We start from the raw sequence: 25,660 nt of genomic DNA on the forward strand, positions 1-25,660 counted from the left end.
GAACATGGTTGCGTTTTTAGTGGCTGGTTGCACCTCGGATGCGGGAAAATCCGTGGTGGTGGCCGGGCTGTGTCGAGCATTGCGGCGGCGTGGTTACCGTGTGGCGCCGTTTAAAGCCCAAAACATGTCGAATAATTCCGTGGTGACTCCTGATGGTGGGGAAATCGGGCGGGCCCAGGCGCTCCAGGCGGTGGCCTGCGAACTGGAACCTAGCACACTGTTTAACCCGATCCTGTTGAAACCCGGGTCGGATAAAACTTCGCAACTAGTGGTGCACGGTCAAGCCCAGGGTGATGTGAGCGCCGCATCATATATTGAGCATCGAATTTACCTGCGGGAGGTAGCGGCCCAGGCGTTGCGGGACCTGGAGGCTGATTATGACATTGTGGTGTGCGAAGGGGCCGGGTCACCGGCGGAAATTAATCTCCGCGAAACCGACATCGCCAACTTTGGGCTAGCTGCGGCGGCCCAGTTGCCGGTGTATGTGGTGGGCGATATTGACCGTGGTGGGGTATTGGCGCACTTTTTTGGCACCTACCACATCGTAGACGCGGCCGACCGGGCGTTGATTCGGGGGTTTGTGGTGAATAAATTCCGGGGGGACCAGTCGATCCTGGACCCAGGGTTGGCGGAGTTGGAAAACCGCACCGGGGTGCCGACGGTAGCGGTGCTGCCCTACATTCACGGGTTGTGGGTGGACGCGGAAGATTCGCTTCAGGCGCAGGTGGGGGCGACGATTGGGCCGCAACGCCCGGCGTTAGGCACGCAGCGGCTTCGCATTGCCGCGGTGCGGCTGCCCCGAATCTCTAACACCACCGATGTGGAGGCGTTGGCGTGCGAACCCGGGGTGAGCGTGACCTGGACGGTGGACCCTGACTATATTGCCGAGGCAGATGTGGTGGTGCTGCCCGGTTCGAAGGCGACGGTGAGCGATCTCGCATGGCTACGGCGGCAGGGGATTGCTGACGTTATTGTGGAGCGGGCTGCCGCAGGTCGGCATGTGGTGGGGTTTTGTGGAGGATTCCAAATGATGTGCCAGCACATTACTGACCCGGTGGAAGCCCACACCGATGAGCCCATAGCCGGGTTGGGGATTTTCGACGCTGACATTGTGTTCTCGCCGACAAAAACCCTGATCCGGCATGCGGACACCGGGGCTTACGAGGTGCACCATGGGCAGGTGGTTCGCTCCGCGGAAACCGTGTGGATTGACAACGATTGCGTGCGGGGCAACCTGTTTGGCACCCATATCCATGGGATGATGGAAAACGATGCTTTTCGACGGGCATGGCTGCGGGATTGCGCGGCAGCCTTGGGGAAGACCGGTTTCGTCGTGTCAGAAACCACCAGTTTTGCTACTGAACGGTTGAACCAGTTAGAAACCATCGCCGACGTGATCGAAGCACACTGGGATATCGACGGGTTACTGGCAGATCTTCAACAGCAATAATCTTATTGGTTTCAGCAGCAGCTGTTGTTGTGGGAGTGGTCCACGCGGCAACCGTCCCTAACAGGGTAATGGTGGTCAATTCCCACAGCAAGAGTGCGGGTTTGAACTCGCCCACATTGATCGACACCATGATCTCGCTGATGGCGACTACTATGACCAGAATCAAAGCTGCCTGGGCAGCGTAACAGGCCAGGCAGCTACCATGCTGGTGACGCTGCTGACCATTCTGGTGGCGACCACGATGTGGAAGCCAGCGAGAAAGCTGAGCTAGGCACTGCGCCGAGCCGCAAAGTGCAGCCAGTGCACCAACCCAAATAACCACCGGGTCAAACCTGAAGTCTATTGTCGCCCAGGTGGCGACGATAAGACCGCCGGTGATAAGCGCAATCCACGGGGTTAGTATGCGGGGCAATTGGAGGAACCCGCCAATAAGAATGACTGTTGCCGCAACCGGAACCGCTATAGTCCATGCGTTCATCATCGCAGTGTGAAGCCGCGTGACCCCACTATGATGAGCCACTGCTAAAACCATGCCAACAAGCAACATGATAACGCCGCCTACGGCCGCCAGCCAGGCGCCAACACTACGAAGATGAAATTGCAGCCTCCATACAGTGGCTGCGGCCCCAAATGTGATTCCGGCCGCTAATAACACCGCTGATACCGGGTTCTGGAGATAGAAATTTGCAGCAAACACGGCAAGCATCACGGCAATACCCGTGACAATACTTGCCGCGGCGGACCGATTAGTGACAGTGTGGACACCGAGAACATCGGTGGTTGCGCTGGTTGCCGTGTCGATGGGCGAAGCCACAGTGTGGGTGAGTGATGGTGCGTCTGCTAGTGGGTTCGTGGCAACATGTGGGGCGTATAAGCGGGTGATGGATGTGGATAATGACATGGCGATAACTTAACGGCTCGGTGACGGGGTGCACTTAAGGCTACGACACCACAATAACCACATCTGTCACAAACGCGCCGCCTGTCACAAAACTCTCATAAAATTCCCATAGAATTCCAAGAAAACCCCACAGATTCCCGGTTGGCATGGTGATCTGTGGAGTTATAGTGTGTCGATTTTATAAGCTAAAATTCTAGCCCAAGCAGCGCATTCTCAATCAATTCCGGCAACGCCGGATGAATCCAATACTGATCCCGGGCGGCTGCACGCACATCCAACCCGAAGGACATGATCGTCACCAATTGCTGTACTAATGTTGCCGCCTGCGGCCCAATGATATGCGCTCCCACTAATTTGCCCGTGTCTTTGTCGGCAATGAGCTTGGCGAAATTCTCCGTATCGTTCATCGCCCAGCCATAGGCCACATCACCATATTTTTGCACCTTCACCGTAACGTTGATGCCCTGATCCCGCGCTTCTTTTTCGGTCAACCCTACGACACCAATCTGTGGATGCGTGAACACTGCCGCAGGAACATTCTCATGCGGCAATTCCCGCAATTCATCAGGGTGCAAGATGTTGTGGCGAATGGTACGCATTTCCGCGTTAGCAACATGTTTCAGCTGGTAAGGCGAGGAAACATCCCCCAATGCCCATACGCCTGGCGCGGTGGTCTCCCCATATTTATTCACCTTGATGCGATCCCCAACCATGTCAATGCCAGCCTTGTCAAGATCCATGAGATCGCCATTGGGAATCCGTCCGGTAGCAATCAGCATGACCTCGCCGTGAATTGTGGAACCATTCGACAGCGTGGCGGTAATACCTGACTCATCTTCTGTAAGGTCAGTGAATGTGACGCCCAAATGTGTGGTCATGGCCTCACTCGTCGCCCGGGTGATTCGGTCGGAAATGTCCGTATCGAATCGTTTCAACAGTCGATTCGACCGATTCACCAGGGTCACGTCGACGCCCAGAGCCTTAAACATGTGGCTCATTTCCAGCGCAATAAAGCTACCACCCATGACAATCATGGATTTGGGCAGCTTCGGAAGCCGCATGATGTTTTCGTTGGTGTAGTAGGTAATGCCTGATTTGGTGATTACTTCAGGAATGGCCGGCCGGGATCCAGTTGCAATGACGATGATGTCACCCGAAATAATGCGCTTTTCTGCGCCTTGACCAGTGCTTAATATTTTAGGACCAACAAAGACCGCATGGTGGTCATAAACATCGATGTTGGGGGTTTCGGGGCCACGACGATAGGCTTCGCCACCTGCCGCTATGGGGTCGATGCGATCCGAGAAAACTCGCTTGACAATTTCTGACCATGCCACATCGGTGAGTTGCGCGGAAATGTTGTATTTGCCGGAAGTGCGAATGGTTTCGGCCACCTCCGAGGTGTAAACGAACATTTTGGTGGGGATGCAGCCAACATTGAGGCAGGTGCCGCCGAATTTTCCTTTTTCAATGATAGCGATGGATTTATCGTCAAATTCTGGTCCGGGGATGGAATTGCCTGATCCAGCACCGATGATGATGAGATCGTAGTGCTTATCGACCCGAATATTTGTCATAGAAACACTCACTTTATTGTGTGGTGGAGAAAATCTTACGATCACCCCAACGCGCCATGGTAGAAAAACATTCCCACGGCAGCCACATGTGTCACATATGTGTTGTGTTTGTGTGTCTGCCCTGTGGTATGTTCCATCACACATGTTGCATAGCGCGTTGGCGGCTGTGGGTGTGTGCTTCAAACTCTTAAGCGGGTTCGTTACCGTCTTCTATTATTGTGCTGGCATGCTGGGATACGGGTTGCGTAAGGATGCGTTTTGGCTAGTTATTCAGCATCGTCCGATTCCATAATTGGTGGGTGCACGACCGAATCTAACCATGCCGCACACATGGCAAATGCTTGTTGTCGTATGGGTTTTCGGGATAAAAACACATCATGGATCGCGCCATAAACCCGAATGGCTGTGACTTGGGCTGCTACCCGCGGCGCCCATTTATGGATTTGCTCTACGTCTAATAGCGTGTCTGCGCTATGCGACCTTTCCGGTGAATAAGACTTTCCTAAAATTGACTCGTGTGAGCTTAAAACCAGCGTGGGGATGCCCGCATCGACTTGGCCAGAATGGATCTGTTGTTGACCCTGTTTGATTGCCCGTAGCCACCCCACATATTTCCTATGCCCGTATAGCGGTTTCATTGTGGTATCGAATTCCCATTCCCCACCTACGGATGCGTGAATGGTTTTGCCGTAGGTGCTCAAAGTTACGCCGGGGATAGCCGTGTGAGGTCGGCGTTTACCAATCACATTCACCACCGGGGTGAGTCCCAGCGACATCCATGCAGGCACCATCATGTCCAACCAGGGACTATTCAGGACCAAAGCTGTCATGTGCTGGTGCAACTGGGGATTATGAGTTTTGATGTTATCCAACCATAGGGGGGCGATCAGGCCACCAGTGGAATGAGCAATGATAATGATTTGCTGGTGGATTGTTGCGAGATATTCCATCACCGTGGTGAGGTCAGTGAAATATTCGGTGATACTGGTGATGTAATGCCATGATTGGCCAGGTCGGTATGATCTCCCGCATTTACGCAGGTCGATGGCATAAAAAGCATACCCTTGGTTGGCGAAAAACTCAGCGACATGGGTCTGGAAAAAATAATCTGACATCCCATGGATAAGGAGGATGGCGGGTTGATTGTGACCATCAGGGGCAGGATTGTTGTTCCCGGTCGGGGTGCTTTCAGAGGTTTCGGCTTTTTGAACACCCTGGTTGCTTTGGGCTCCTTGAACACTTGGAGTGTAGCGAACCAATGTCGTATAAATATCGGTTTCCCCATCCGGGTCTGTTCCGAGAGCAAAAGACATGCTCTCATAATCGGGTCCCAACATGTCAGGCTGCCAATGAGCATTAGGTGTGGTTGAAGACAATGCGTTGTGGAAGTGATCGAGGTGATGGGAGTCCGTGGAATGACCAGTATGGTCGGGCTCATTGGTTGGGGGAGTGGGGGAAACAGAAGAATTCGCCATGCTTTTACTCTATTAGCAATTTCGTCAGACAGTTAGGTTGATGATGATATTCATTGCGTTTGAGTGGGTTTTGGGCAGGAGCGAATAGATTTTTTCGAACAGCTTATTCAACTGCTTGGAAAACCCATCTACACCAACAAGTGGAAAATCAGAAAGAACATGGCATCTAACTTGCTTTTGCCTACTTTCGGAAACCAAGTTATGCGTGGGAAAGCTGAATAAGCTTCCCGATTTGAGGTATCAGTTTCATACCCATGGGGTAGCGAATCATTGCTTTCAGGCATCGCAGATTTTCGGCTGATGAGGGGTATCGTTGGTTTCTCGGGCGATGTTGACATAAAATCTCAGGTTTTCAGGTAACCCAATTATTGCAATTAAACCTATTATTTAAAATAACTTCATCGTATAAAGTGGGAAATAAATACTCTAAATTTCATTATTGATCTCCCGTGGTGTTGGGTGGGATATTGGGGGTGGTTTGCGAAAGAAGAACCTCGGAGTCTTTCGCAGTGGTATGGGGGCGATATACGTACTATTTACTTCTTATGGGGGTAGCTTACTGGGGGTATTTTGGGGATATTTCCAAAAAACGTCAGGGGATACGAGAGATATTCAGTATTTTCAATACCCCCGATTGAATCGGGCGTACACTATAACCCCAATGGGTGAGGATTCCTTCGCGTCACAACCCAAAACCTATATTTATCCGTCGCAACCACCGGAAAAATAAGGTTCCTCGGACTAACGGTTGCTTAACAGACCCACACACGATCAGAAGAAAATAAGGGAAATCGAAATGTCAGATTCTGCCATCAGTGCAACAGCTGCCGCCGAAGTCGACGTCGCGCTCATCGGCGCTGGAATTATGAGTGCCACCCTAGGCGCATTCCTACGCACACTCGAACCACAATGGTCCCAAATAGTTTTTGAACGCCTAGACGCTCCCGCTGAGGAATCCTCCTCCCCTTGGAATAACGCCGGCACCGGGCACTCCGCACTCTGCGAACTCAACTACACTCCCGAAGTCCGCGGCCGAGTCGAAATTTCCAAAGCCGTTGCCGTCAACGAAAAATTCCAAGTCTCCCGGCAATTCTGGTCCTACCAAGTAAACCAAGGCGTGCTCCCTGATCCACGGGAATGGATCAACCCCGTCCCTCACGTCTCTTTCGGACGTGGCGAAGAACAAGTAAACTACCTGCGGAAACGATATGAAAAGCTAGCTAACCACCCGCTTTTCCCTAATATGCGGTTTGCCGATGATCGGCAAAAATTTGAGGAAATGCTACCACTCATGGCGGAAGGCCGTCCTGAAACCGACAAAGTAGCAATCTCCTGGACCGATGCTGGCACTGACATCAACTACGGCGCCCTTACCAAACAATTCCTTGCCGCAGCCCAAACCCACGGGACCGAAATCCGCTACGGGCATGTCGTAGAAAACCTCCGCCGCGACGGTGACAAATGGAAAGTCATCGTAAAAAACCGCCACACCGGCGACGTATCCGTTGTCCGAGCTAACTTCGTCTTCGTTGGCGCTGGCGGTATGGCGTTGCCCCTTCTGCAAAAATCCCGAATCCCCGAAATCCGTGGTTATGGTGGATTCCCGGTATCCGGCCAATGGCTTCGTTGTACCAATCCGGAAATCATTGCCCAACACTCCGCCAAGGTTTACGGCAAAGCATCCGTTGGCGCCCCACCAATGTCCGTCCCCCACCTCGACACCCGTGTCATTGATGGGGAAAAAGGCCTCCTCTTCGGCCCCTATGCTGGCTGGACCCCGAAATTCCTCAAGCAAGGATCCTGGTTCGACCTGCCGAAATCCCTCAAAATCACCAACGTTGCCTCAATGCTTTCCGTCGGCTTTAAAGAATTTGGCCTCACCAAATACCTCATCACTGAGCTGCTCAAAGACAAAGAAGCCAAGCTTGAAGCCCTCCGCGAATACATGCCCAATGCCCAAGAAGAAGATTGGGAACTTGTTACCGCAGGCCAGCGCGTCCAAGTAATTAAACCTGTTGTCGGTCCTTCCTTCGGCAAGCTGGAATTCGGCACCAATTTGGTCTCCCACCTGGATGGTTCTATCGCAGGTCTCCTCGGCGCATCCCCCGGAGCCTCCATCGCCCCGGCAGCAATGCTTGAGGTTTTGGAACGCTGCTTCGGTGACCACATGGTTGAGTGGGGCGACAAGATCAAGGAAATGGTCCCATCCTATGGCGTGAAGCTCGCAGCCAACAAAGACATGTTCAACGACATGTGGGACTATACCCAAGCAACCCTCAAACTGGACAACTAACCCACTACCAGCTCCTGTTTTCAATAAGCCACACGCTCATCAGGTATCTTAGATTTACCAGACGAGTTACTAGCAGTCATCACCAGCTGTCGGTAACCACCAGCGTGTGGCTTATTGCCATGCCCACACCCAACCATAACCATCTAACAAGGTTCTACATGTCTGATATAATAGCTGCTAAATACCCATTTTCCGCTGTCGTAGGCCAAGACCAATTACAGCTCTCCCTCATCCTCACCGCCATCGCCCCCCGAATTGGCGGCGTTGTCATCCGTGGGGAAAAAGGCACAGCCAAAACCACAACCGTTCGAGCCTTCGCAGCCCTCCTTGGTGATGCCCCACTCGTCAACCTTCCCATCGGTGCCACCGAAGACCGTGTTGTCGGTGCCCTCGACCTGGAAACCATCCTCACCCAAGGCAAAGCCACCTATCGTCCAGGACTCCTTGCCGAAGCCAACAACGGTGTCCTCTACGTCGATGAAGTCAACCTCCTCGCCGACCACATTGTTGACGCCCTCCTCGACGCCGCCGCCACCGGCACTGTCACCATTGAACGCGACGGCATATCACATTCCGCACCAGCAAATTTCGTGCTCGTCGGAACCATGAACCCCGAAGAAGGCGAACTCCGCCCCCAACTCCTCGACCGCTTCGGCCTCTCCGTCGATGTCGCGGCATCCCGTGACGTCACCGTCCGAACCGAAATCATCAAACGACGCCTCGCATTCGAAGACCAACCCGAAACCTTCGTCGCCCGCTGGCACGATCACGACACCACCATTGCCGACCGCATCCACAACGCTAAAAACCTTCTCCCCACCATCAGCCTCACCCAAACCAACCTAGAACGCATCGCGCACCTCTGTGCCGCCTTCGACGTTGACGGAATGCGGGCCGATCTTGTTATCGCCCGCACCGCCTGCGCTCATGCCGCCTGGGAAAACCGCACCCAAGTGACCGACGAGGACATCCGAGTTGCAGCTGAACTAGCCCTCCCGCACCGCCGACGCCGCAACCCCTTCGACGAACCCGGCATCGACAGCGACCAACTCGACGACATCATGGAGGAAGCCCAACAACAACACCCAGAACCCGAGCCAGAAGAACAACCCAACCCCAACACCGGTGAAAACTCCGACGAAACCCCGGAAACACCCCCAGAGTCCACCAACACTGATAACCAAACTTCAAACGAGGAGGTAACAAGCGCCGAACAAGGCGCCCCCTTTCGCCGTTAAACAACTCCGCTACGCCGCAAATAACAGCATCGAAGCCGCGCCAGGGCGCCGAGCCCCCGCCTACACCCGAGTCGGTTCTACCGCCTACGCCAGCAACACGGGTCATGGCCTGCACATCATTGGCACCCTGTGGGCGGCAGCCGACCGGGGTGTCCGATTGGAAAATGGTCGGGTGGAATTCCAGCCGGAAGACCTGCGGGGAGCGAAACGACGAGGGAAAGAATCCAACCTGATTGTTTTTGTTGTTGATGCTTCAGGATCCATGGCTGCCCGGGATCGACTCGCAGCAGTCACTGGTGCAGTGCACTCCCTCCTTGGAGATGCTTACCAGCGCCGGGATCGGGTTGCTGTCATCAGCGTCAGGGGACGCCAACCTGAAATATTATTGCCACCAACCGGCAGTATTGATGTTGCGCGGCGTCGGTTAGAGGATGTAAAAACAGGTGGGCGAACTCCGCTTCCCGAAGGATTGAAATTAGCTGCAGACCTTATCGAACGAGAACACCGGCGAGAACCCGGTCGGCGGGCCATCTTGGTCATCCTCTCTGATGGTAAAGCCACAGGCGCAAACGGGTTAACCAACCTTCGGATGGTAGCCCACGACATTGCGCAACGTGGCTTGGCAGGTAGCGTCGTCATTGATTGTGAAAATCAATCCCGGATTCGGCTTGGTCTCGCGCTCGAACTGGCGAAAAACCTAGGTGCGCCTTGCATCAGCATGACCGAGCTTAACGCGGAATCCGTTACCGGGGTCATCAATGCAATCTAACTATTTATAATTCAACACATCCCACACTCACACATTTTGTGTTATCAATTCCAAAGGAGTAAAACACTCATGCCTAAAGGTAAAATTGATCCGGCAAACATTCCCGACGACGGCTTGACTACCAAGCAACGCCGCTCGCTTCCTATTACCGCAATTCATACCGGACCGGGCAAAGGGAAATCCACAGCGGCCTTCGGCATGGCACTCCGAGGCTGGAATAATGGTTTCAACATTGGGGTGTTTCAATTCGTCAAATCAAAAACCTGGAACTCTGGTGAAGAAGCCGTTTTCAAACGCCTAGGACAACTACACGACGAAACCGGGGTTGGTGGCTCCGTCGAATGGCAGAAGCTAGGAGAAGGCTGGTCTTGGTTGCGGAAGACAAGCAGTGAGGAAGAGCTCGCTCAACACGCCAATGAGGGTTGGCAGGAGATTAAACGACGCCTTCAAGCCGAGACACACGACATGTACGTCCTTGACGAATTCACCTACCCCATCACATGGGGATGGATCGACATTGATGATGTTGTAGAGACTCTCCAAAATCGCCCAGGAACCCAACACGTCATCATGACCGGCCGTAATGCAGACCCTAAACTCATTGAAATAGCCGACCTCGTGACCGAAATGACCAAGGTCAAACACCCCATGGATGCTGGTCGTAAGGGTCAAGCAGGCATTGAATGGTAATTATCCCTCGATCGTCGGTCCATGGGTATTAGTCAGGCAACAAATGCTCATGCCACCGCAGTATCAGGAGGTCCGGCGGTAGGTGGGTTCATCGCCGGGATTCCGTTGTCTTTCGTGACAGGCCTAGTTTTGACTGCATTGGTCACGGCGGATACTTCAGGATTCCGGCCTTGGGATAGTATTCCGCCAGATACCAACGTTGCACATAAATCAGCCACACGAGCGCAAAGATATTCTTCCGCCGAAACATGGGCTTTTTGCGCTGTGAGTGTGAGTTGTTGGTGAAAAACTTTCGCAGGCTCCGGTTGTAGTCGTAATACAACCTCTACCATCCCGTTGGGCATTGGGATCATAACTGCTGGTTTACTCTTATTGGCCTGCGACTGTTCTCGGCGTCGTGCTGCCTCTTGTGCTTTACGCCGGGCATCATCGTCAACGGTGATACGGGCTTGCATGAGTAGTTTCCGCATTGTTGTAGGGGTGATCCATTCCGGAGAATCACACAAGTGCCGCAACTCAGACTGGATTTGTGACAGTTGTTTATGGTTGAGCCCACGTAAATGCTTGCCAATGATGGTGAGTCGGGTGATATCCATGGTGCCCGTCGTGGTGATGTTTTTACAAAGATTAGCGATCCGACTGAGCGCCCGAACAGCTATAATGAGATAGTTTGCATGGATTCTGCTCACCCCCAATGATTCCATGATGATTTTTCGCAGCTCGACAGGTTTATATCCTGGATCATGTGCGACGCCAAGGAGGAAAGCAAAGACCTTTCGATTATATTCTTGTGTCACAGCTTTGAAGCCTGGTTCCTGATTGGTGGCTGATATTGTTGCGGGCTGGGTCGTAGTGGAACCTACGCAGCGGCCCGGGCGATTCCGGCGATTTCGACGGGTTTTACGGGCGGCGGACATGGCAATGATCCTCTCGAACATAGAAGAAATGATATTTTTGGTGGGGGAAGTTTTTCCTCTTGACTCCACAGTAAAGACACTTATTAAGAAAAGTCCAGAAAAAACCGAAAATAATTTAGCCTGTGGATAACTAGTTTGCTATCCTGGGGAAATGCGTTAGGGCTGCACATTAGTTATCCACAGGTAGATGTGCTAGTTGCCATTTTCCTGGGGTTTTAGGTTTAGTCTTATAAACTTATTGAGGGGTGGTTTGGGGGTAGGTAATTGCCGGAGCTTGGGGTAAAGCGGGTGTGATTAGTGTGATTATGATGAAAGAATCATGACTAGTCATTCGCCATCCGCTTCATCGTCCACAGCCACCCCCGGAGTGTGTATTGCCGCCACTGCTTCTGGGTCAGGCAAAACTACCATTGCCACAGGCCTTATTGCGGCTCTGGCCAGTCGAATGAAAGTGGCGCCGTTTAAGGTAGGCCCCGACTATATTGACCCTGGGTACCACAGCATTGCATCGGGTTGTGTGGGTCGAAATCTTGATTCTGTCTTATGCGGTAACGACCTCATCGGTCCCCTTTACCATTATGGTTCGCAACATGCTGACATTGCGGTGGTTGAAGGCGTCATGGGGCTTTTCGACGGTCGCATATCCGATGGTGCCGGATCCACTGCAGATATAGCCGCTAAACTGGGCATTCCCATCCTGCTCATCGTTGATGCGCGGGGCATGAGCCAATCTGTAGGGGCGGTGGTTCGTGGATTCGCAACAGCTCGTAGTGATGTGCGTATCGCCGGGGTCATTCTCAATAAAGTGGGAAGCGATCGTCACGCGGCCGTGTGCCGGGAAGCAGTAGAAGCCGAGGGGATTCCCGTGGTGGGTAGCATCCCACGTCAACATGACATTGTGGTGCCATCCCGGCATCTGGGGCTGGTGACAGCCATAGAGCATGGTGAAGCGGCGCTCAAAGCCATTCAAAGCATGGAAAAACTCATCGAACAAACTTGTGATGTTGATCGTATTAGCGCACTCGCCGACTGCTCCTACACCGGTCCGATGTGGGACCCGACCACTGTGGTGGATAAAGTTGGACAACCCACCATCGCCATGGCTGGCGGGCCAGCGTTCACCTTCGGTTATGCGGAACACCGTGAACTATTAGAGGCGGCAGGGGCCACAGTGGTAGTTTTCGACCCGCTTCAAGACGCCTTGCCTGCCTGTGATGGGCTTATCATTCCCGGTGGTTTTCCCGAAGAACACGTGGTGGAACTCGCCACCCGCCAGGACCTTCGGTCGGCAATAGCCCACATGGTGGCCGAAAATAAGCCCATTTATGGTGAATGCGCGGGGATGCTATGGTTGTTAGAAACGCTCAATGATCATCCAATGTTGGGGGTCATTGGCACAGGTGCCGACATGGGGCACAGGCTCACATTGGGATACCGCACCGCGGTGGCGATGACTGATTCCATCATGTATCAAACAGGGGAGCGGGTTATCGGTCACGAGTTTCACCACACACGCCTGCGGCAACCACAGGCACCAGGGTTTGAACCGGCATGGGGATGGCGGTCTTGGTCAGGGGATAAAGTGTTCGAAGGATTTGTGGGGGGTACCGTGCTCGCCTCATATTTGCACTGCCACCCGGCCGCAACACCAATGGCGGTGCAGCGGTTTGTTGCGGCCAGCGAGGCCAGCCGCAGATAACCTAAATAATCTCCGATTGGTAGCGTGATGACATGACAAAATCAGCGGAATATTCCACATGTGACACTCCCCATGGCAAATTTACGGTGGTGTGTGAGTCCGAAACAGTGCTGGCCGCCGGGTGGACCTCTGATGCGGCCGAATTATTGGTGCTTGTTCATCCAGACATCCGACCGGAAACAATAACCCAGAATGATGATCGGTGTGCCGCAGCCATATCCGCGGTGCAGGCATTCTATAAGGGAGACTTTTCGGCTGTCGGAAAGCTCGCTGTGCGGCAACAGTCGGGACCATTTCGAATGCGGGCGTGGGAAACGCTACGGAAAATCCCGGCAGGAGCAACACTCACCTACGGTGAATTCGCGGTACAAGCCGGAAACCCGCGGGCAATTCGGGCCGCTGCCGGTGCCTGTGCCGCAAATGCGGCGGTCCTGTTCGTGCCCTGCCACCGGGTGGTGTCTGCCGGTGGAAAACTGGGAGGATTTCGTTACGGTGTGGACATTAAGCAAGAACTTCTTGAGCTGGAAACCCGATGAGTCTCTGACCTAAGCTTACTAATCATGACTTTTCAACCTCTCGTTTCATTAATCGGTGGTGGCCCTGGTGCCTGGGACCTTATTACTGTGCGCGGAATGCGCAGATTGCAGGACGCCGACGTGATTTTGGCTGACCATCTCGGCCCCACCAGTGAGCTGCACCAGTTATGCAGCGTTGATAGTAAAAAACTTATCGACGTCTCAAAGTTGCCTTATGGGCATCAGGTTGCGCAAGAAAAAATCAATAATCTCTTACTCACCCACGCCCAATCCGGTAAGAAAGTAGCCCGCCTCAAAGGCGGTGACCCTTATGTTTTTGGCCGCGGATTTGAAGAACTGCAATTTCTAGCCAGCCATGGTGTAGCCTGTGAGGTTATCCCAGGCGTGACCAGCGCAATTTCCGTCCCGGCACTTGCCGGGGTACCTATTACCCACCGCAGTGTTGTCCATAGCTTCACCGTGATCTCAGGACATCTACCACCAGGACACAAAGACTCCCGTAACAATTGGGAGGCCCTTGCCCACACCGGCGGCACGCTGGCGGTCATCATGGGGGTGAAGAACGCACCAAAAATTGCCGCAGCCATCATTGCTGCTGGTCGTGCACCAGAAACCCCAGCAATCGTGATTCAAGAAGGCGCCACCACCAACCAGCGTGGTTATCGTTGTACCTTAGGCACCCTTGCCGAGACTATGAAGACGCACAACATTCAACCCCCAGCTGTTTATGTCATTGGAGATGTGGCCGGGCTTTCCACAATGAGCCTCAGCTCAGAAGAACCAGCATCCAGCTGAATTTCCATCCCCGCGTTGCGAAGCACATCAGCAACATCGCGGGCGGACGTGATATCCCCATCGTGCTCCGCCAACATCCGGGCGGCCACCCCCTTATAGTGCTTATTGAAGTGACTCACTACCTTAAGCTTCCCATCCGGTTGCCGCTTTTCCACGCGCAATGTCGCCGCCCTTGACACCTTACCAAGCTGCTGGTACACGCCAGATCGCAGATCGACAATGAACTCGTCAACCGTGGCTAGTGCGGCAGAAATTTCCTGCCCCCAGCGACTCTTCATCGTGGGAGTCTCCCCATTTGGTCGCGGTAGCTTAGTATTTCCCGATAGCCGATACATGGGGATACGATCAGACGCCATAAGCAGCCCGAACAGTGCATCCCCAACAGCAAGACGCCGCCACGCGGCAGGTGACAGGGAAGGGGCCGACAGGGCGTCGTAAAGCACACCAGTGAATCGAAGTAGTGCCGGTAGAGTAGGGCTGGACAACAACACCTTGTTGTATTCAACTAGCCTTTGTTGTTTCCTAGAGACCCCCAATACCCCCAACGCCTCAGACAAGTGCAAACGAATAAGGTCAGAGGCAATATTCTCCCGTGTGGGGTTCAGCATCGGAAACGACAAGGTGGCGAAGTCAAGGGGGGATCCGTCACCACCTGCGGCTTTGGTCTCAGACGGCGGCAAGATAATGAGCATGGAAATAAACCTACTAGCTGGGGTATTGCCGCAACAAACGTGGAAAATTCTGTCAAACCATCCTACGAAATATCAAGTGGAATAACTATGGATGGTGGGGAAAAATCCCCACCAAAACTAGACGTTATTGATGAGAAGCGACTAGCCTTGGTTACGCACTTCAGTCAATCATTAATACGATAAAGATGTGGAGCCTATGGTGGCAAAAACGCTGAGCATGGTGAAACCAGATGATGAATCGACGGTACCTTCAGCAGGCCAGGTTGTAACCAACCAGCCTAAAGTGGCGCCATTTTACGCCAGTAACACTAGAGTGAGCAGTTTTCAGCTCATCCCCAATAACCAGCGGGGGCAGGTGGTGCGTCGAATACTTAACATTGGTCCACCCACCGACACGGAACTGTCTGAACTCGTGGACGCCGCCCAGCCGGCTCCCACCAAAAAAGCCAAATACCGGATTCGTAGAGTACCCGCCATTGATGGGTTACGTGGTCTAGCGGTGCTTGTTGTGGTGATCTATCACTTCTTCCGCAATGTTACTCCCGGTGGGTTCATGGGTGTGGACATGTTCTTTGTGCTCTCCGGCTTTCTTATTACCTCATTACTGCTACGAGAGCGAGCAGTTACCGGTACCGTTAACCTGCTCCAATTCTGGAAACGCCGGGTGCGACGCATTTTCCCCGCCGCCTTCGCCGTGCTATTCATAGTTACCGCACTTGCCGGGCTTATCGGTGGTGATGTTGCGGTAGGGCTTGTCAACCAATTTATTGGTACTGTTTTCTTCGCTAATAACTGGGTGCAAATAGCCGGAAGCGAAAGTTATTTCGCCGATTCCGGGGTGCAAATATTTGCCCACTACTGGTCACTAGCAGTGGAAGAACAATTCTATGTCATCTTCCCACTATTATTTTTAGTCCTTGCTCGACTTCGGCCACGAATTGCTAAATTCGCTATTGGCGTGCTCATCATCGTGTCATTTGTCCTCATGCTGCGATTCTATGATCCCACCGCCGACCCCACCCGGGTTTACTACGGAACAGACACCCACTCCTTTGGTCTCCTCATCGGTGTGTTGGTTGCCTACCTCACCACCAGCATCAACCCCGAATCAGCGAGCGACTCCTGGCCGGTTACCGCCTTGCGTAACCACCCGCTCCTCACCCAAATCATCGCCGCAATCGCATTCATAGCGCTGCTGATTATGGTGTTTACCGTTGCCGACACAGCCCCCATCACCTACCGGGGCGGCCTGCTGCTTGCAAGCATCCTCACCGCCATCGTGCTTACCACCCTGCTGGCGGAAATCGGCCCAGTGCACACCATTATGTCGCACCCAGCACTCCGCTGGTTAGGGGAGCGGTCGTTCTCCCTCTACCTTTGGCACTGGCCCATTGTGATGCTGATCAAACAGCTATTCATGAACAACCGTATGGCAGTATCCCAATGGACTATCGGCGCTATCGCCTTCGCGCTCTCCATTCCCATCGCCCACTACAGCTATATGTGGATCGAAACCCCCATCCGCCGTCGTGGCTATCGGGCCGTACTGGGCAATATTTGGGGAGGAACCGCATGGTGGGGTCGCGGCATTGTCGCACTCGCAGTAGCAGGAATTATGATTTCCACCACAATTGCTGTTGCCACATCACCAACAAAAACTAGTCTAGAGCAGCAACTTACCGCTATCGCGGAAGAGCAAACGCCTAAACATCACGAAATTACCGCCATCCCAGCCGCGGAAAACACTGATGTTATGGCGCCCACTTTTGGGCCGCAGCTCACCCCACCCGGCGATAGGATCACCGCCATTGGTGACTCTGTCATGCTGGGCAGCCTTCCCGCGCTGGAACAACGATTCCCCGGGATCTATGTTGACGCCCAAGTATCCCGTGCTCTCATTAAAGGCATCGAAATTGTTCGAGAGCTCAAAGATGCGGGCAGGCTCGACCCATTTGTAATACTAGGATTCGGCACCAATGACCAGTTGGAACCCGAAAAACTCGAAGAAATGATGCAGCTTGTAGGGCCAGAACGCATGGTCATTATGATAATGCCCTATGGGGATCGGCAATGGATTCCGCAATCCCAGGCGGTCATTGCCGAAGCTCAAAACACCTACCCCAATCTTTTTGTGGCGGATTGGTGTCAACGAGCCAGGGCCGATAAAACTCTGCTTCACACGGATTTGATTCACCCCAGCCCGGAAGGCGTCCGCCAATATACGAACAGCATTGATGATGCATTCCACCAGTGGGCTAACCACCGTAAGCGCCCGGTTACCCAGTGCGGCGTATAGAATGTGTAATCTGAATCGGTGATCGTAGAGCAGCGAGCGTCGACAGGCGAAAAATTAGAAATAATGCGAATCCGTTATCTGGTATTGGCCATGCTATTTACGTTGGCCGCATGCACGTCAGGGGAAACACCAACAGCTGGCACCGCCACCCCTGGCACCGCGGTCATAGGGACCAGCACAATCACTAATTTTTTGCCCATAACCGCTCCTGGTGCCACCTCTGCTGGTGACCGGCTGCTCACGGGCATCCTCTACCAACCCTTATTCAGCTACCAGCACAAAACACCAACAAAATACAGCCTCGACACCCTACGCTCCCTTGCTGAAGTCACCAATGTGAGCGAAGACGGGCTCACCTACACCATTGCCCTAAGGAACCGCAGCTGGTCTGACGGTATACCCATCACCACCTACGACATCGAATTATGGTGGCGGCTCATTCTCGCCAATAAAGAAAACTGGCGGGGATATCATCAGGGCCGAATCCCAGATACTATAACCTCGCTCACCATTACTGATCCCATGACGTTTACCGTCACCACCGATAAACCCTACGATCCCAACTGGTTCGTAGGTAACGAACTCGCCCACGTCATTCCACTACCACAACACATATGGGACCCGGACAATATCGCCAACACCCCAGCTGGTGCCGCCCGTCTCTATGCGGACCTTACAGCCGCCGCCCCGGATGCTAAAAATAAATTCCTCACCGCGGTGTCCGGCCCGTACAAACTCGACAACCTGAAAAATGGCACAGTCACCCTCACCGCGGTAGACAAATATGACGGCCTTGACAAGCCCCGCATAGGCACCATAAAACTCCAACCAACACCCGACAATGACCTGGGCACTAGCCTCACAACCAAAAAACTCGATGTTGCCATGCTGCCATCAGCCACCACAGCGGACCAGGTGAAAAAACTACAAGACAGTGGGTTTACGGTGGCGCCCCAATACGATTGGGGAATCAGCTACCTCAGCTTCAACTTCAACAACAAAACATCCCTGCCATTGCTGGAACAAACCTATATACGGAAAAGTCTGCAACGGCTCATCAACCAAGATAACCTGATAAAAAACTCCTGGTCCGGTGAAGCACGCAAAGGATGCGATGTCCTGCCAACAGCACCCAACGCGTCGGATAACCCCTGCCCCCCAACCGTTGCCTATGATCTACAAGCAGCCAAACAAGAACTAGCACAACACGGTTGGCAGCAACACGGCGCCGACATGGTGTGCACCGAATCTGCCAAATGCGGCGAAGGAATAGCACCCAACACCAAACTCACATTCACCGTGGTCGCCACGAAAAACAGCCCGGCCATCCGGGAACTTGAACAACTACGCGACGAATTCGCCCAGGCCGGAATCACACTAACCATCAACCAAGTACCAGACGCCGTGGCTGTCATGTCAGACTGTGCACGAACCGCACGGCAATGCGAATGGGACCTGGGCCTGGCAACAACCCCACTATCCTGGGTGTTTCCCACATACCCATCGGGCGAACACATATTAGCCACAAACAGCGCCGCCAACTTCGGGGGATTCTCCAACCCCCAAGCCGACGAACTCATTGCCAAAACCTACCAATCGGCCACCCCCGATTCGTTAGCCACCTACAGTAACTTCATCAACGAACGACAACCAGTGCTGTGGCTACCACAACCACCAGTGCGATACATCGCCTACCCCAAAAACCTCAACGGTGTAGACAACGATGCCCCCCTCATTCCCCAAAACTGGTCCACACCCTAAACACCCACACACCAGGGCCATCCTTGGCCCTCCCCATCATTATTTCTTTGCCTCGATACCTAAAGAATTCACATACGAATACACCTCATCCTCACTTGGCATTTTCGAAGAAAACTGAAGATACACCGTAAACTCATCCCGCGGATAATAAAAATACACAAAACCCATACTCCCCTTTGCCGAACTCATGCCAACCTCCGGCTGAGAACCACTGGCCTTCCGGATTGTCTTCCGGGAGATCTTCGGCGCATCCGTGGCGCGAGTAGCCTTACCCGACTCCAACTCATTCCGGGCAGTCTCCGCATCCGCACCCGGCACCCACCGGATCTGCGCCCCAGACAATATTTGCTTCTCATCATAGGCCACAGAACACTTATAAACAGGCACCGTGATCTGCTTATTATATTCATCAGCCTTACCATTACACTTTTGCATTACTGCAAGTAACTTCTCCGGCAAAAACTGATTCGCAGTACTATAACGTTCAAGCAACGGAATCTCCGCATTCTTCGCCGTGGTATTCACCTCCGTCACCGTGGACTTATAGCCAAACACCAAATAACCAACAACACCCGCCACCACAACCAAAACCACGCCAACTGCCAGCAACACAGGCTTGCTCACACGCAATCGTCGCCGAGGCACCACCCCCGATGCCGACACATCACTGCTCTCCCCACCATTAGAGCCCAAAACCCCAGACTCTACGTTAAATGGGTTACTCATAATCTCCTCACTCAAGGGCACTCATGAACGTAATAAGGACAGCTTCCATGGTTGCACACAAAAGAATAATGCGCAGCAAATAACAGGCATAAGAAGCGCCCCCTCGTCGAGGGGCGTGCTGCTAGTATTACCAACCATGATTACCAGACTTTCTTCACTATTCCTGCGCACACTACGGGAAGATCCGGCCGACGCCGAAGTACCCAGCCATAAACTTCTCGTGCGGGCCGGCTACATTCGCCGCGCCGCACCAGGGGTATACACCTGGCTGCCCCTAGGCCTCCGCACCCTACGCAAAATTGAGAAAGTCGTACGGGAAGAAATGGACAACATCGGTGCCCAAGAACTCCTCTTCCCAGCCCTCCTATCCCGCGAACCCTACGAACAAACCCGCCGATGGACCGAATACGGGGACAACCTTTTCCGGCTCAAAGACCGAAAAGGCAACGACATGCTCTTAGGGCCCACCCATGAGGAAATGTTCGCCCGCCAAGTCAAGGACATGTTCACCTCCTACAAGGATTTCCCCGTCACCCTCTACCAAATCCAAACCAAATACCGTGACGAAGAACGCCCCAGGGCCGGTATCCTCCGCGGTCGAGAATTCGTTATGAAAGACTCCTATTCCTTCGACATGACCGATGCAGGATTGGAACAATCTTACCTAGCGCATCGCGCCGCCTACCAGGCAATATTTGACCGGCTCAACCTAGAATACGCCATCTGCAAAGCCACCTCCGGTGCAATGGGGGGTTCCGCATCAGAAGAATTCCTCGCCATTTCCCCCAACGGCGAAGACACATTCGTGCGTGCAACCGAAGGCGACTATGCCGCAAACGTCGAAGCCGTCACCACCCAACCCGGTACAACCCGAGACTTCACCAACCTTCCTGAAGCAGTCGTACACGAAACCCCCGAGTCCACGACCATCGCAGCTTTGGTTGATTGGGCAAACGGTGCCGGTATCACCATCGACGGGCGGAACGTTACCGCCGCAGACACCCTCAAATGCCTCGTCGTGAAAATCCGCAAACCAGGTGAAGACTGGCAAATCGCCGCAGTCCTCCTGCCCGGCGATCGGGAAGCCGACGAAAAACGACTAGCAGCATCCTTCGAACCTGCTGAGGTCATGCTCGCCGATGAAGAAGATTTCAAAAACAATCCCTTCCTCGTCAAAGGCTATGTTGGCCCCATCGCACTACGCAATAACGAAGTGCCAATCTACGCCGACCCCCGAGTGGTATCCGGTACCTCATGGATCACCGGCGCCGATGCTGACCAACGACACGTCGTCGGTCTGGTATGCGGCCGAGACTTCACCATCGACGAATACGTGGAAGTCGCCGAAATCCGAGAAGGCGACCCCGCACCCGACGGCCAAGGCGTGCTGACCCTCGAACGCGGCATCGAAATCGGGCACATTTTCCAACTAGGGCGAAAATACACCGAAGTTTTTGACGTCCAAATCCTCGACGAACACGGCAAACGAACTATCCCCACCATGGGTTCCTATGGCATTGGTATCTCCCGGCTCGTGGGAGTCATCGCCGAACAACACCACGATGACAACGGCCTAAACTGGCCCGTCGAGGTCGCCCCATACCAGGTGCATGTGGTGGTGGCCAATAAAGACAAAGCAGCACTCGCCGCCGGCGACGACATTGTGGCGCAACTCGATGCCACAGGCGTAGAAGTACTCTTCGACGACCGGCCCAAAGTAAGCCCAGGCGTGAAATTTAAAGACTCGGAACTTTTAGGAATGCCCTACATCGTGGTACTCGGCCGCAGCTTCAGCAACGGCATCGTGGAACTACGAATCCGAGGCGGCGAAACCCTGGAAGTACCGGCAGCAGACATCGTCGACACGGTGACGAAACTCATCCACAAATAACCCGATAACCAGGCGTCCACAGGTGCTTTCCGGGCTACTTAGCCCGAAGATACCCTGCGATGCTCAGCGACAACAGCCGCCATGCCGGAGTCGTGGCGGCTTCCGCATCATGAACATGCAACGCATCCAACTCCTTCGTCAACTCCGTGAGGAAACTCTGGGCAGTCGCCGAATCGGTTGGCAGCGGCTGATTAAACGTATACGCAGGTAACCGTGCCGGGGCTTGATCCCCCAACGCCTCCCGCAGTTTCTCCGCAACAGCCTCATGGCGATCATCAACCCCATCGGCCGCATTATCCACCTGCTCATCCCCAAACGCCTCAATAATCCCCACCGCATAGTCGAATGCGTATTCGGCCTCCAAAGCAGCCTTGGCGGCAGTGATAGCAGCGGCGCGGGCATCCCCCTCACTCCGCGCCGGGTCCAGCGTCACATTGGGCAGGTCCGGGGTGGTTTGTTCGCTCGCCACGTATGAAAGGTAAAGGTTCACCACAACAGGTAGAGACTCCTGGGGGACATCCGCCAACACCTGCAACACACCACTGCTGCCAGCATCGGGAAGGTCTATATTTGCCGTCGCTGCCGCGGGATCACAAGATTTCGGTATCTCCGAATTTTTGTGGTGGCCGCACAATCTAACGATCTCGGCTGTTAAGGCCGGTTTTTCTGACTCAGGTGCTACCGCCAGTAGTTTACTCAACGCCTCATTAGGGGAGGGGTTCGCGCAGGCTGCGAGGGTAAATGCTGCCATTACGGCCGCCATGAGGATGGTGAGGAAACGCTTCATGAGGTGTCATTGTACTAGCATGGCAGCCATGGCTTTCCCTACATCGGAGATACTTTTCCCCCTGGTGCAACCAGTAGCAGACCAATACGGCATGGATATCGAATATATTAAAATTTCCCGCGCCGGCAAGAAAAGCGTGGTCGCCATTGCCGTTGATGCAGATAACCGGCCCGATTCCGACGTTTTGGAAGCAATCACACAGGAAATTTCCGAGCTTTTTGATGAACAAGAAACCGCTGGCGTGCTGAATTTCGGTCCAGGATATACGTTGGAGGTAAGCACCCCGGGGGTAAGCACACCATTGACGAAACCACGACATTGGCGCCGTAACCGTGGTCGGCTTGTCACGCTTGTCGACGACGGCAAGAAACGCCAGGTCCGAATCGGGGCGCTGAACGACGACGAAACGTCCGTCATCACCATTGAGCGTGTTGGTAAAAAATTTGTGGTTGCCCCGATTCAATTAGCGGATTATCCTTCGGTGGTGGTAGAAGTTGAGTTCGCCACTCCAACAGATAACGAGTTGGAGTTAGTTGCTAGCAATTACGACGATGCCGTGATATTCCAACACGGTGAGAGGATTTAAGTAAACAAGTGAATATTGATGTTCAAGCGTTGAAGGCCATCGAAACCGAGAAAGGTATTTCGGTTCAGGTGCTCCTGGAAACAATTGCCAGTGCCTTGATGCATGCCTATCGTGAATACAAGGATGCCCCTCCTGCGCCCAATACTCAAGCCCGCGTGGACATCGATATCGCCACCGGTGCGGTAGCCGTCATCATCAGCGAGCTTGATGATGAGGGCAATGTGGTGCAGGAGCACGATGATACCCCCGCTAATTTTGAACGCATCGGCACTGTGGCTGTTCGTGATGCCATTGTAAAGCGCCTACGGGAAGCCGAAACCCGTCAAGCCTATGATGCGTATTCCGAATATGAGGGTCGGGTGGTTTCCGGTGTGGTGCAGGCCGATATTCACGCCAACGAGCGTGGCATTGTGGTAGTGCATTTAGGCACCGAAGCTGATGGTCAAGACGGCATTCTTCTGCCAGCCGAACAGATCCCTGGTGAACAACTCAAACATGGTGATCGGGTGAAATCATTCGTGGTAGGAGTAAACCATAATTCCCATTCGCTGAGCATTAACCTATCCCGCACCCATCCGGAATTAGTGCGACGCCTTTTCGAATTGGAGATTCCAGAGGTGGCGGACGGTTCCGTGGAAATTGTGTCCATCGCTCGGGAGGCGGGGCATCGTTCTAAGGTGGCAGTTCGGGCCAGGGTGAAAGGACTGAATGCCAAGGGGGCATGCATTGGGCCACGGGGTCAGCGGGTTACCAATATCATGAAAGAGCTCAACGGGGAAAAGATCGACATCATCGACTATTCCGACAACCCGGCGGAATATGTGGGTAACGCTTTAGCGCCGTCGAAAGTGGTTGACGTGGAAATTATTGACGCGACTGCCCAAACCGCACGGGTTACGGTACCCCACTACCAGTTGTCGCTTGCTATTGGTAAAGAGGGGCAAAATGCCCGGCTTGCAGCCCGATTGACTGGTTGGAAGATCGACATCCGCTCAGATGCGGCATGACACCCTAAAAATTCTTTAGCGGGGAAGTAATCGGCTTGGTTGAATTAACTTTTAAGTGTTCATCGACTAAGCTTGGCAAAGGCTCTAAAGAAATTAGGGTTGTGGTGGAATTATTGGTGTGAGGAGTTGGATGACGATTAAGACGTTACGTGAGTCGTCGACAGGCGACAACGGGAAACGTGTCATCCGCATACGCACCTGTATTGCGAGTCGTCAACGACAACCAGATACCCAACTGTTACGGCTGGTGGCGCAACATGTAATACCACCAGTTATTGTGCCCGACCCACAGCGCAGTATGCCAGGTCGGGGTTGTTGGATCACCCCAACATTAGCCGCTTTAGAGTTGGCCGAAAAACGCAATGCCATAGGCCGCGCGTTACGGGTGTCTGCGCCAGTAGACACTGGTCCGGTACGAAAGTATCTCGCAAAACTTGGCGACGAGCCTTAACACATGACCGGATCAAGAAATTTAAGAAAGAAGACCGAACACTGATGAGCACACGATGAAGCATCAGCGATGAACGTCCACAAACTACGGGCGAAAAGCCACAGATAAGTCCGGCCCCAATCCGGGCATGTGCCTTTTCGCTGAAAAGAACAAGGAGAAAAGTGCCCGGAAAGCTACGTGTACACGAGCTAGCCAAGCAGCTTGGCGTAACCAGCAAAGAGCTGCTTGCCACCCTGAAAGAAAAGGGTGAATTTGTTAAAACCGCATCTTCTACCATCGAACCTCCCGTGGTGAAGAAGATGAAAGAACATTATGCCAGCCTCGGCATAACCACGAATCATGAGGCGCCGGCGGCAAAATCTACGCAATCAACCCCAGCGGCTAAGCCTGGTGCGCCGAAGCCAGGTGCGGGCGGTGCCAAGAGTGCTGTCAAACCTGGACCTGCCGCGAAACCCGGTGCTCCGAAACCAGGTGCTACCGCGAAACCCGGCGCCGTGAAGCCTGGTGCGCCGAAGCCAGGTGCGGGCGGTGCCAAGAGTGCTGTCAAACCTGGACCTGCCGCGAAACCCGGTGCTCCGAAACCGGGTGCTACCGCGAAACCCGGTATGCCGAAACCGGGCGCCGTCAAGCCTGGTGCTCCGAAACCAGGTGCTACCGCGAAACCTGGTGCTGTGAAGCCTGGTGCCCCGAAACCGGGTGCTGGGACCGCCGCGAAACCCGGCATGCCGAAACCGGGCGGTACTGCCACGCCGGCTAAGGCCGCGACTCCGACCTTCACGGAGCCAACGAAATCCGGTACTCCGAAGCCGACTCCCAAGCCTGGGATGCCGACGCCAGGAACCATGCCCCGGCCGCAAGCCAAACCTGGTCCAAAACCAGGTGCTCGTGCTCCGCGGGTTGCCAATAATCCCTTCTCCACTGGTGGAGACCGGCAAGCCCCCCGCCCCGGTGGGCGTAATGCCGGCGGCAACCGTCGCCCCGGCCAGGGCGGTGGCGCTAACGATCGTGCTAATCAACGCTCCAATAATCGAGGCGGGCGCGGCGCTAACCAATCAGATCAGCGCACTCCTCGTCCTGGTGGGCAGGGCACTGGTCAAGGACGTCGGCCTTCGCCGGCCATGAT

22 protein-coding genes and 1 pseudogene are annotated in these 25,660 nt (G+C 53.8%); 15 read left to right on the forward strand and 8 right to left on the reverse strand.

Features of this window, described 5'->3' with window-relative positions; translation table 11 throughout:
- The first annotated feature begins 4 nt into the window (after nt 1–4).
- Nucleotides 5–1,450 (forward strand): cobyric acid synthase, encoded by a 1,446-nt coding sequence (locus HBA49_RS04580; RefSeq protein ID WP_005526602.1) that lies wholly within the window; start codon nt 5–7, stop codon nt 1,448–1,450.
- Here the strand turns inward: HBA49_RS04580 and HBA49_RS04585 are convergent.
- The 3 genes from HBA49_RS04585 to HBA49_RS04595 form a co-directional block, all read right to left on the reverse strand.
- The gene (locus tag HBA49_RS04585; RefSeq protein WP_040431868.1) at nt 1,356–2,264 is read right to left on the reverse strand and encodes a hypothetical protein; all 909 of its coding nucleotides are present in this window, start codon (nt 2,262–2,264) and stop codon (nt 1,356–1,358) included. The genes HBA49_RS04580 and HBA49_RS04585 overlap by 95 nt on opposite strands.
- Nucleotides 2,265–2,536: 272 nt before the next feature.
- Nucleotides 2,537–3,928, reverse strand: coding sequence for a mycothione reductase (mtr, locus tag HBA49_RS04590; RefSeq protein WP_005525719.1), 1,392 nt, complete (start codon nt 3,926–3,928; stop codon nt 2,537–2,539).
- Between the two features lie 266 nt (nt 3,929–4,194).
- The gene (locus HBA49_RS04595) at nt 4,195–5,265 is read right to left on the reverse strand and encodes an alpha/beta hydrolase (protein WP_040431867.1); all 1,071 of its coding nucleotides are present in this window, start codon (nt 5,263–5,265) and stop codon (nt 4,195–4,197) included.
- A 934-nt stretch (nt 5,266–6,199) separates the two neighbouring features.
- Between HBA49_RS04595 and mqo the strand changes: the two genes are divergently transcribed.
- From mqo to cobO, 4 genes are all read left to right on the forward strand, one after another.
- Nucleotides 6,200–7,696, forward strand: a complete 1,497-nt coding sequence (gene mqo, locus HBA49_RS04600; protein WP_005526623.1) for a malate dehydrogenase (quinone) — start codon at nt 6,200–6,202, stop codon at nt 7,694–7,696.
- Between the two features lie 158 nt (nt 7,697–7,854).
- Nucleotides 7,855–8,934, forward strand: a complete 1,080-nt coding sequence (locus HBA49_RS04605; protein WP_005520762.1) for a magnesium chelatase ATPase subunit I — start codon at nt 7,855–7,857, stop codon at nt 8,932–8,934.
- A gap of 28 nt (nt 8,935–8,962) precedes the next feature.
- Nucleotides 8,963–9,703: a vWA domain-containing protein gene (locus tag HBA49_RS04610; RefSeq protein ID WP_034995229.1), complete on the forward strand. Its 741-nt coding sequence runs from the start codon at nt 8,963–8,965 to the stop codon at nt 9,701–9,703.
- Between the two features lie 69 nt (nt 9,704–9,772).
- Nucleotides 9,773–10,393 (forward strand): cob(I)yrinic acid a,c-diamide adenosyltransferase, encoded by a 621-nt coding sequence (gene cobO, locus HBA49_RS04615; RefSeq protein ID WP_005525714.1) that lies wholly within the window; start codon nt 9,773–9,775, stop codon nt 10,391–10,393.
- A gap of 47 nt (nt 10,394–10,440) precedes the next feature.
- On the opposite strand, the gene HBA49_RS04620 is transcribed toward cobO, so the two are convergent.
- Entirely contained in the window at nt 10,441–11,331 is an 891-nt protein-coding gene (locus HBA49_RS04620) for a DUF222 domain-containing protein (protein ID WP_040431864.1), read from the reverse strand.
- A 298-nt stretch (nt 11,332–11,629) separates the two neighbouring features.
- On the opposite strand from HBA49_RS04620, the gene HBA49_RS04625 reads away from it, so the two are divergent.
- The 3 genes from HBA49_RS04625 to cobA are packed head-to-tail and all read left to right on the forward strand — an operon-like array spanning nt 11,630 to nt 14,340.
- Nucleotides 11,630–13,009, forward strand: coding sequence for a cobyrinic acid a,c-diamide synthase CobB (locus HBA49_RS04625; RefSeq protein WP_005525879.1), 1,380 nt, complete (start codon nt 11,630–11,632; stop codon nt 13,007–13,009).
- A 32-nt stretch (nt 13,010–13,041) separates the two neighbouring features.
- Nucleotides 13,042–13,545 carry a methylated-DNA--[protein]-cysteine S-methyltransferase gene (locus HBA49_RS04630; protein ID WP_005520772.1) on the forward strand — a complete coding sequence of 168 codons (504 nt, stop codon included), beginning with the start codon at nt 13,042–13,044 and terminating at the stop codon, nt 13,543–13,545.
- 24 nt (nt 13,546–13,569) lie between these two features.
- Nucleotides 13,570–14,340, forward strand: coding sequence for a uroporphyrinogen-III C-methyltransferase (cobA, locus tag HBA49_RS04635; protein ID WP_005525921.1), 771 nt, complete (start codon nt 13,570–13,572; stop codon nt 14,338–14,340).
- Here cobA and yaaA read toward each other — a convergent pair.
- The gene (gene yaaA / locus HBA49_RS04640; RefSeq protein ID WP_050773699.1) at nt 14,271–15,032 is read right to left on the reverse strand and encodes a peroxide stress protein YaaA; all 762 of its coding nucleotides are present in this window, start codon (nt 15,030–15,032) and stop codon (nt 14,271–14,273) included. The two genes, cobA and yaaA, sit on opposite strands and share 70 nt — an antisense overlap.
- 313 nt (nt 15,033–15,345) lie before the next feature.
- On the opposite strand from yaaA, the gene HBA49_RS04645 reads away from it, so the two are divergent.
- Entirely contained in the window at nt 15,346–17,328 is a 1,983-nt protein-coding gene (locus HBA49_RS04645; RefSeq protein WP_225866014.1) for an acyltransferase family protein, read from the forward strand.
- A gap of 63 nt (nt 17,329–17,391) precedes the next feature.
- A complete protein-coding gene (locus tag HBA49_RS04650; protein ID WP_225866015.1) occupies nt 17,392–19,089 on the forward strand; it encodes a peptide ABC transporter substrate-binding protein in 1,698 nt (565 codons plus the stop codon).
- A 39-nt stretch (nt 19,090–19,128) separates the two neighbouring features.
- Here HBA49_RS04650 and HBA49_RS04655 read toward each other — a convergent pair whose 3' ends face one another.
- Nucleotides 19,129–19,815: a hypothetical protein gene (locus tag HBA49_RS04655; protein ID WP_225866016.1), complete on the reverse strand. Its 687-nt coding sequence runs from the start codon at nt 19,813–19,815 to the stop codon at nt 19,129–19,131.
- A gap of 136 nt (nt 19,816–19,951) precedes the next feature.
- Here HBA49_RS04655 and HBA49_RS04660 point away from each other — a divergent pair, with 136 nt between their 5' ends.
- Nucleotides 19,952–21,706 (forward strand): proline--tRNA ligase, encoded by a 1,755-nt coding sequence (locus tag HBA49_RS04660; protein ID WP_040431860.1) that lies wholly within the window; start codon nt 19,952–19,954, stop codon nt 21,704–21,706.
- A gap of 34 nt (nt 21,707–21,740) precedes the next feature.
- Here the strand turns inward: HBA49_RS04660 and HBA49_RS04665 are convergent, their stop codons facing one another.
- On the reverse strand, nt 21,741–22,493 hold the full coding sequence (locus HBA49_RS04665) for a hypothetical protein (RefSeq protein ID WP_005525562.1): 753 nt from the start codon (nt 22,491–22,493) through the stop codon (nt 21,741–21,743).
- 28 nt (nt 22,494–22,521) lie between these two features.
- Between HBA49_RS04665 and rimP the strand changes: the two genes are divergently transcribed.
- The 4 genes and pseudogenes from rimP to HBA49_RS13210 all read left to right on the forward strand — a co-directional run.
- Entirely contained in the window at nt 22,522–23,079 is a 558-nt protein-coding gene (gene rimP / locus HBA49_RS04670) for a ribosome maturation factor RimP (protein WP_034995547.1), read from the forward strand.
- An 8-nt stretch (nt 23,080–23,087) separates the two neighbouring features.
- Nucleotides 23,088–24,086: a transcription termination factor NusA gene (gene nusA / locus HBA49_RS04675; protein WP_005520788.1), complete on the forward strand. Its 999-nt coding sequence runs from the start codon at nt 23,088–23,090 to the stop codon at nt 24,084–24,086.
- Between the two features lie 130 nt (nt 24,087–24,216).
- Nucleotides 24,217–24,537: a YlxR family protein gene (locus tag HBA49_RS04680; RefSeq protein WP_081446604.1), complete on the forward strand. Its 321-nt coding sequence runs from the start codon at nt 24,217–24,219 to the stop codon at nt 24,535–24,537.
- Nucleotides 24,538–24,698: 161 nt separating this feature from the next.
- Nucleotides 24,699–24,791: pseudogene (locus tag HBA49_RS13210) on the forward strand (translation initiation factor IF-2 N-terminal domain-containing protein); the annotation flags it as partial.
- Nucleotides 24,792–24,905: 114 nt separating this feature from the next.
- On the opposite strand, the gene HBA49_RS13215 reads toward HBA49_RS13210, so the two are convergent.
- Complete coding sequence (locus HBA49_RS13215; protein WP_425267532.1) at nt 24,906–25,589, reverse strand: pentapeptide repeat-containing protein; 684 nt, start codon at nt 25,587–25,589, stop codon at nt 24,906–24,908.
- Between the last annotated feature and the right edge of the window lie 71 nt (nt 25,590–25,660).

Origin of the sequence: Corynebacterium matruchotii (assembly GCF_011612265.2) — a bacterium.
In the GTDB taxonomy this organism is placed as follows: domain Bacteria; phylum Actinomycetota; class Actinomycetes; order Mycobacteriales; family Mycobacteriaceae; genus Corynebacterium; species Corynebacterium matruchotii.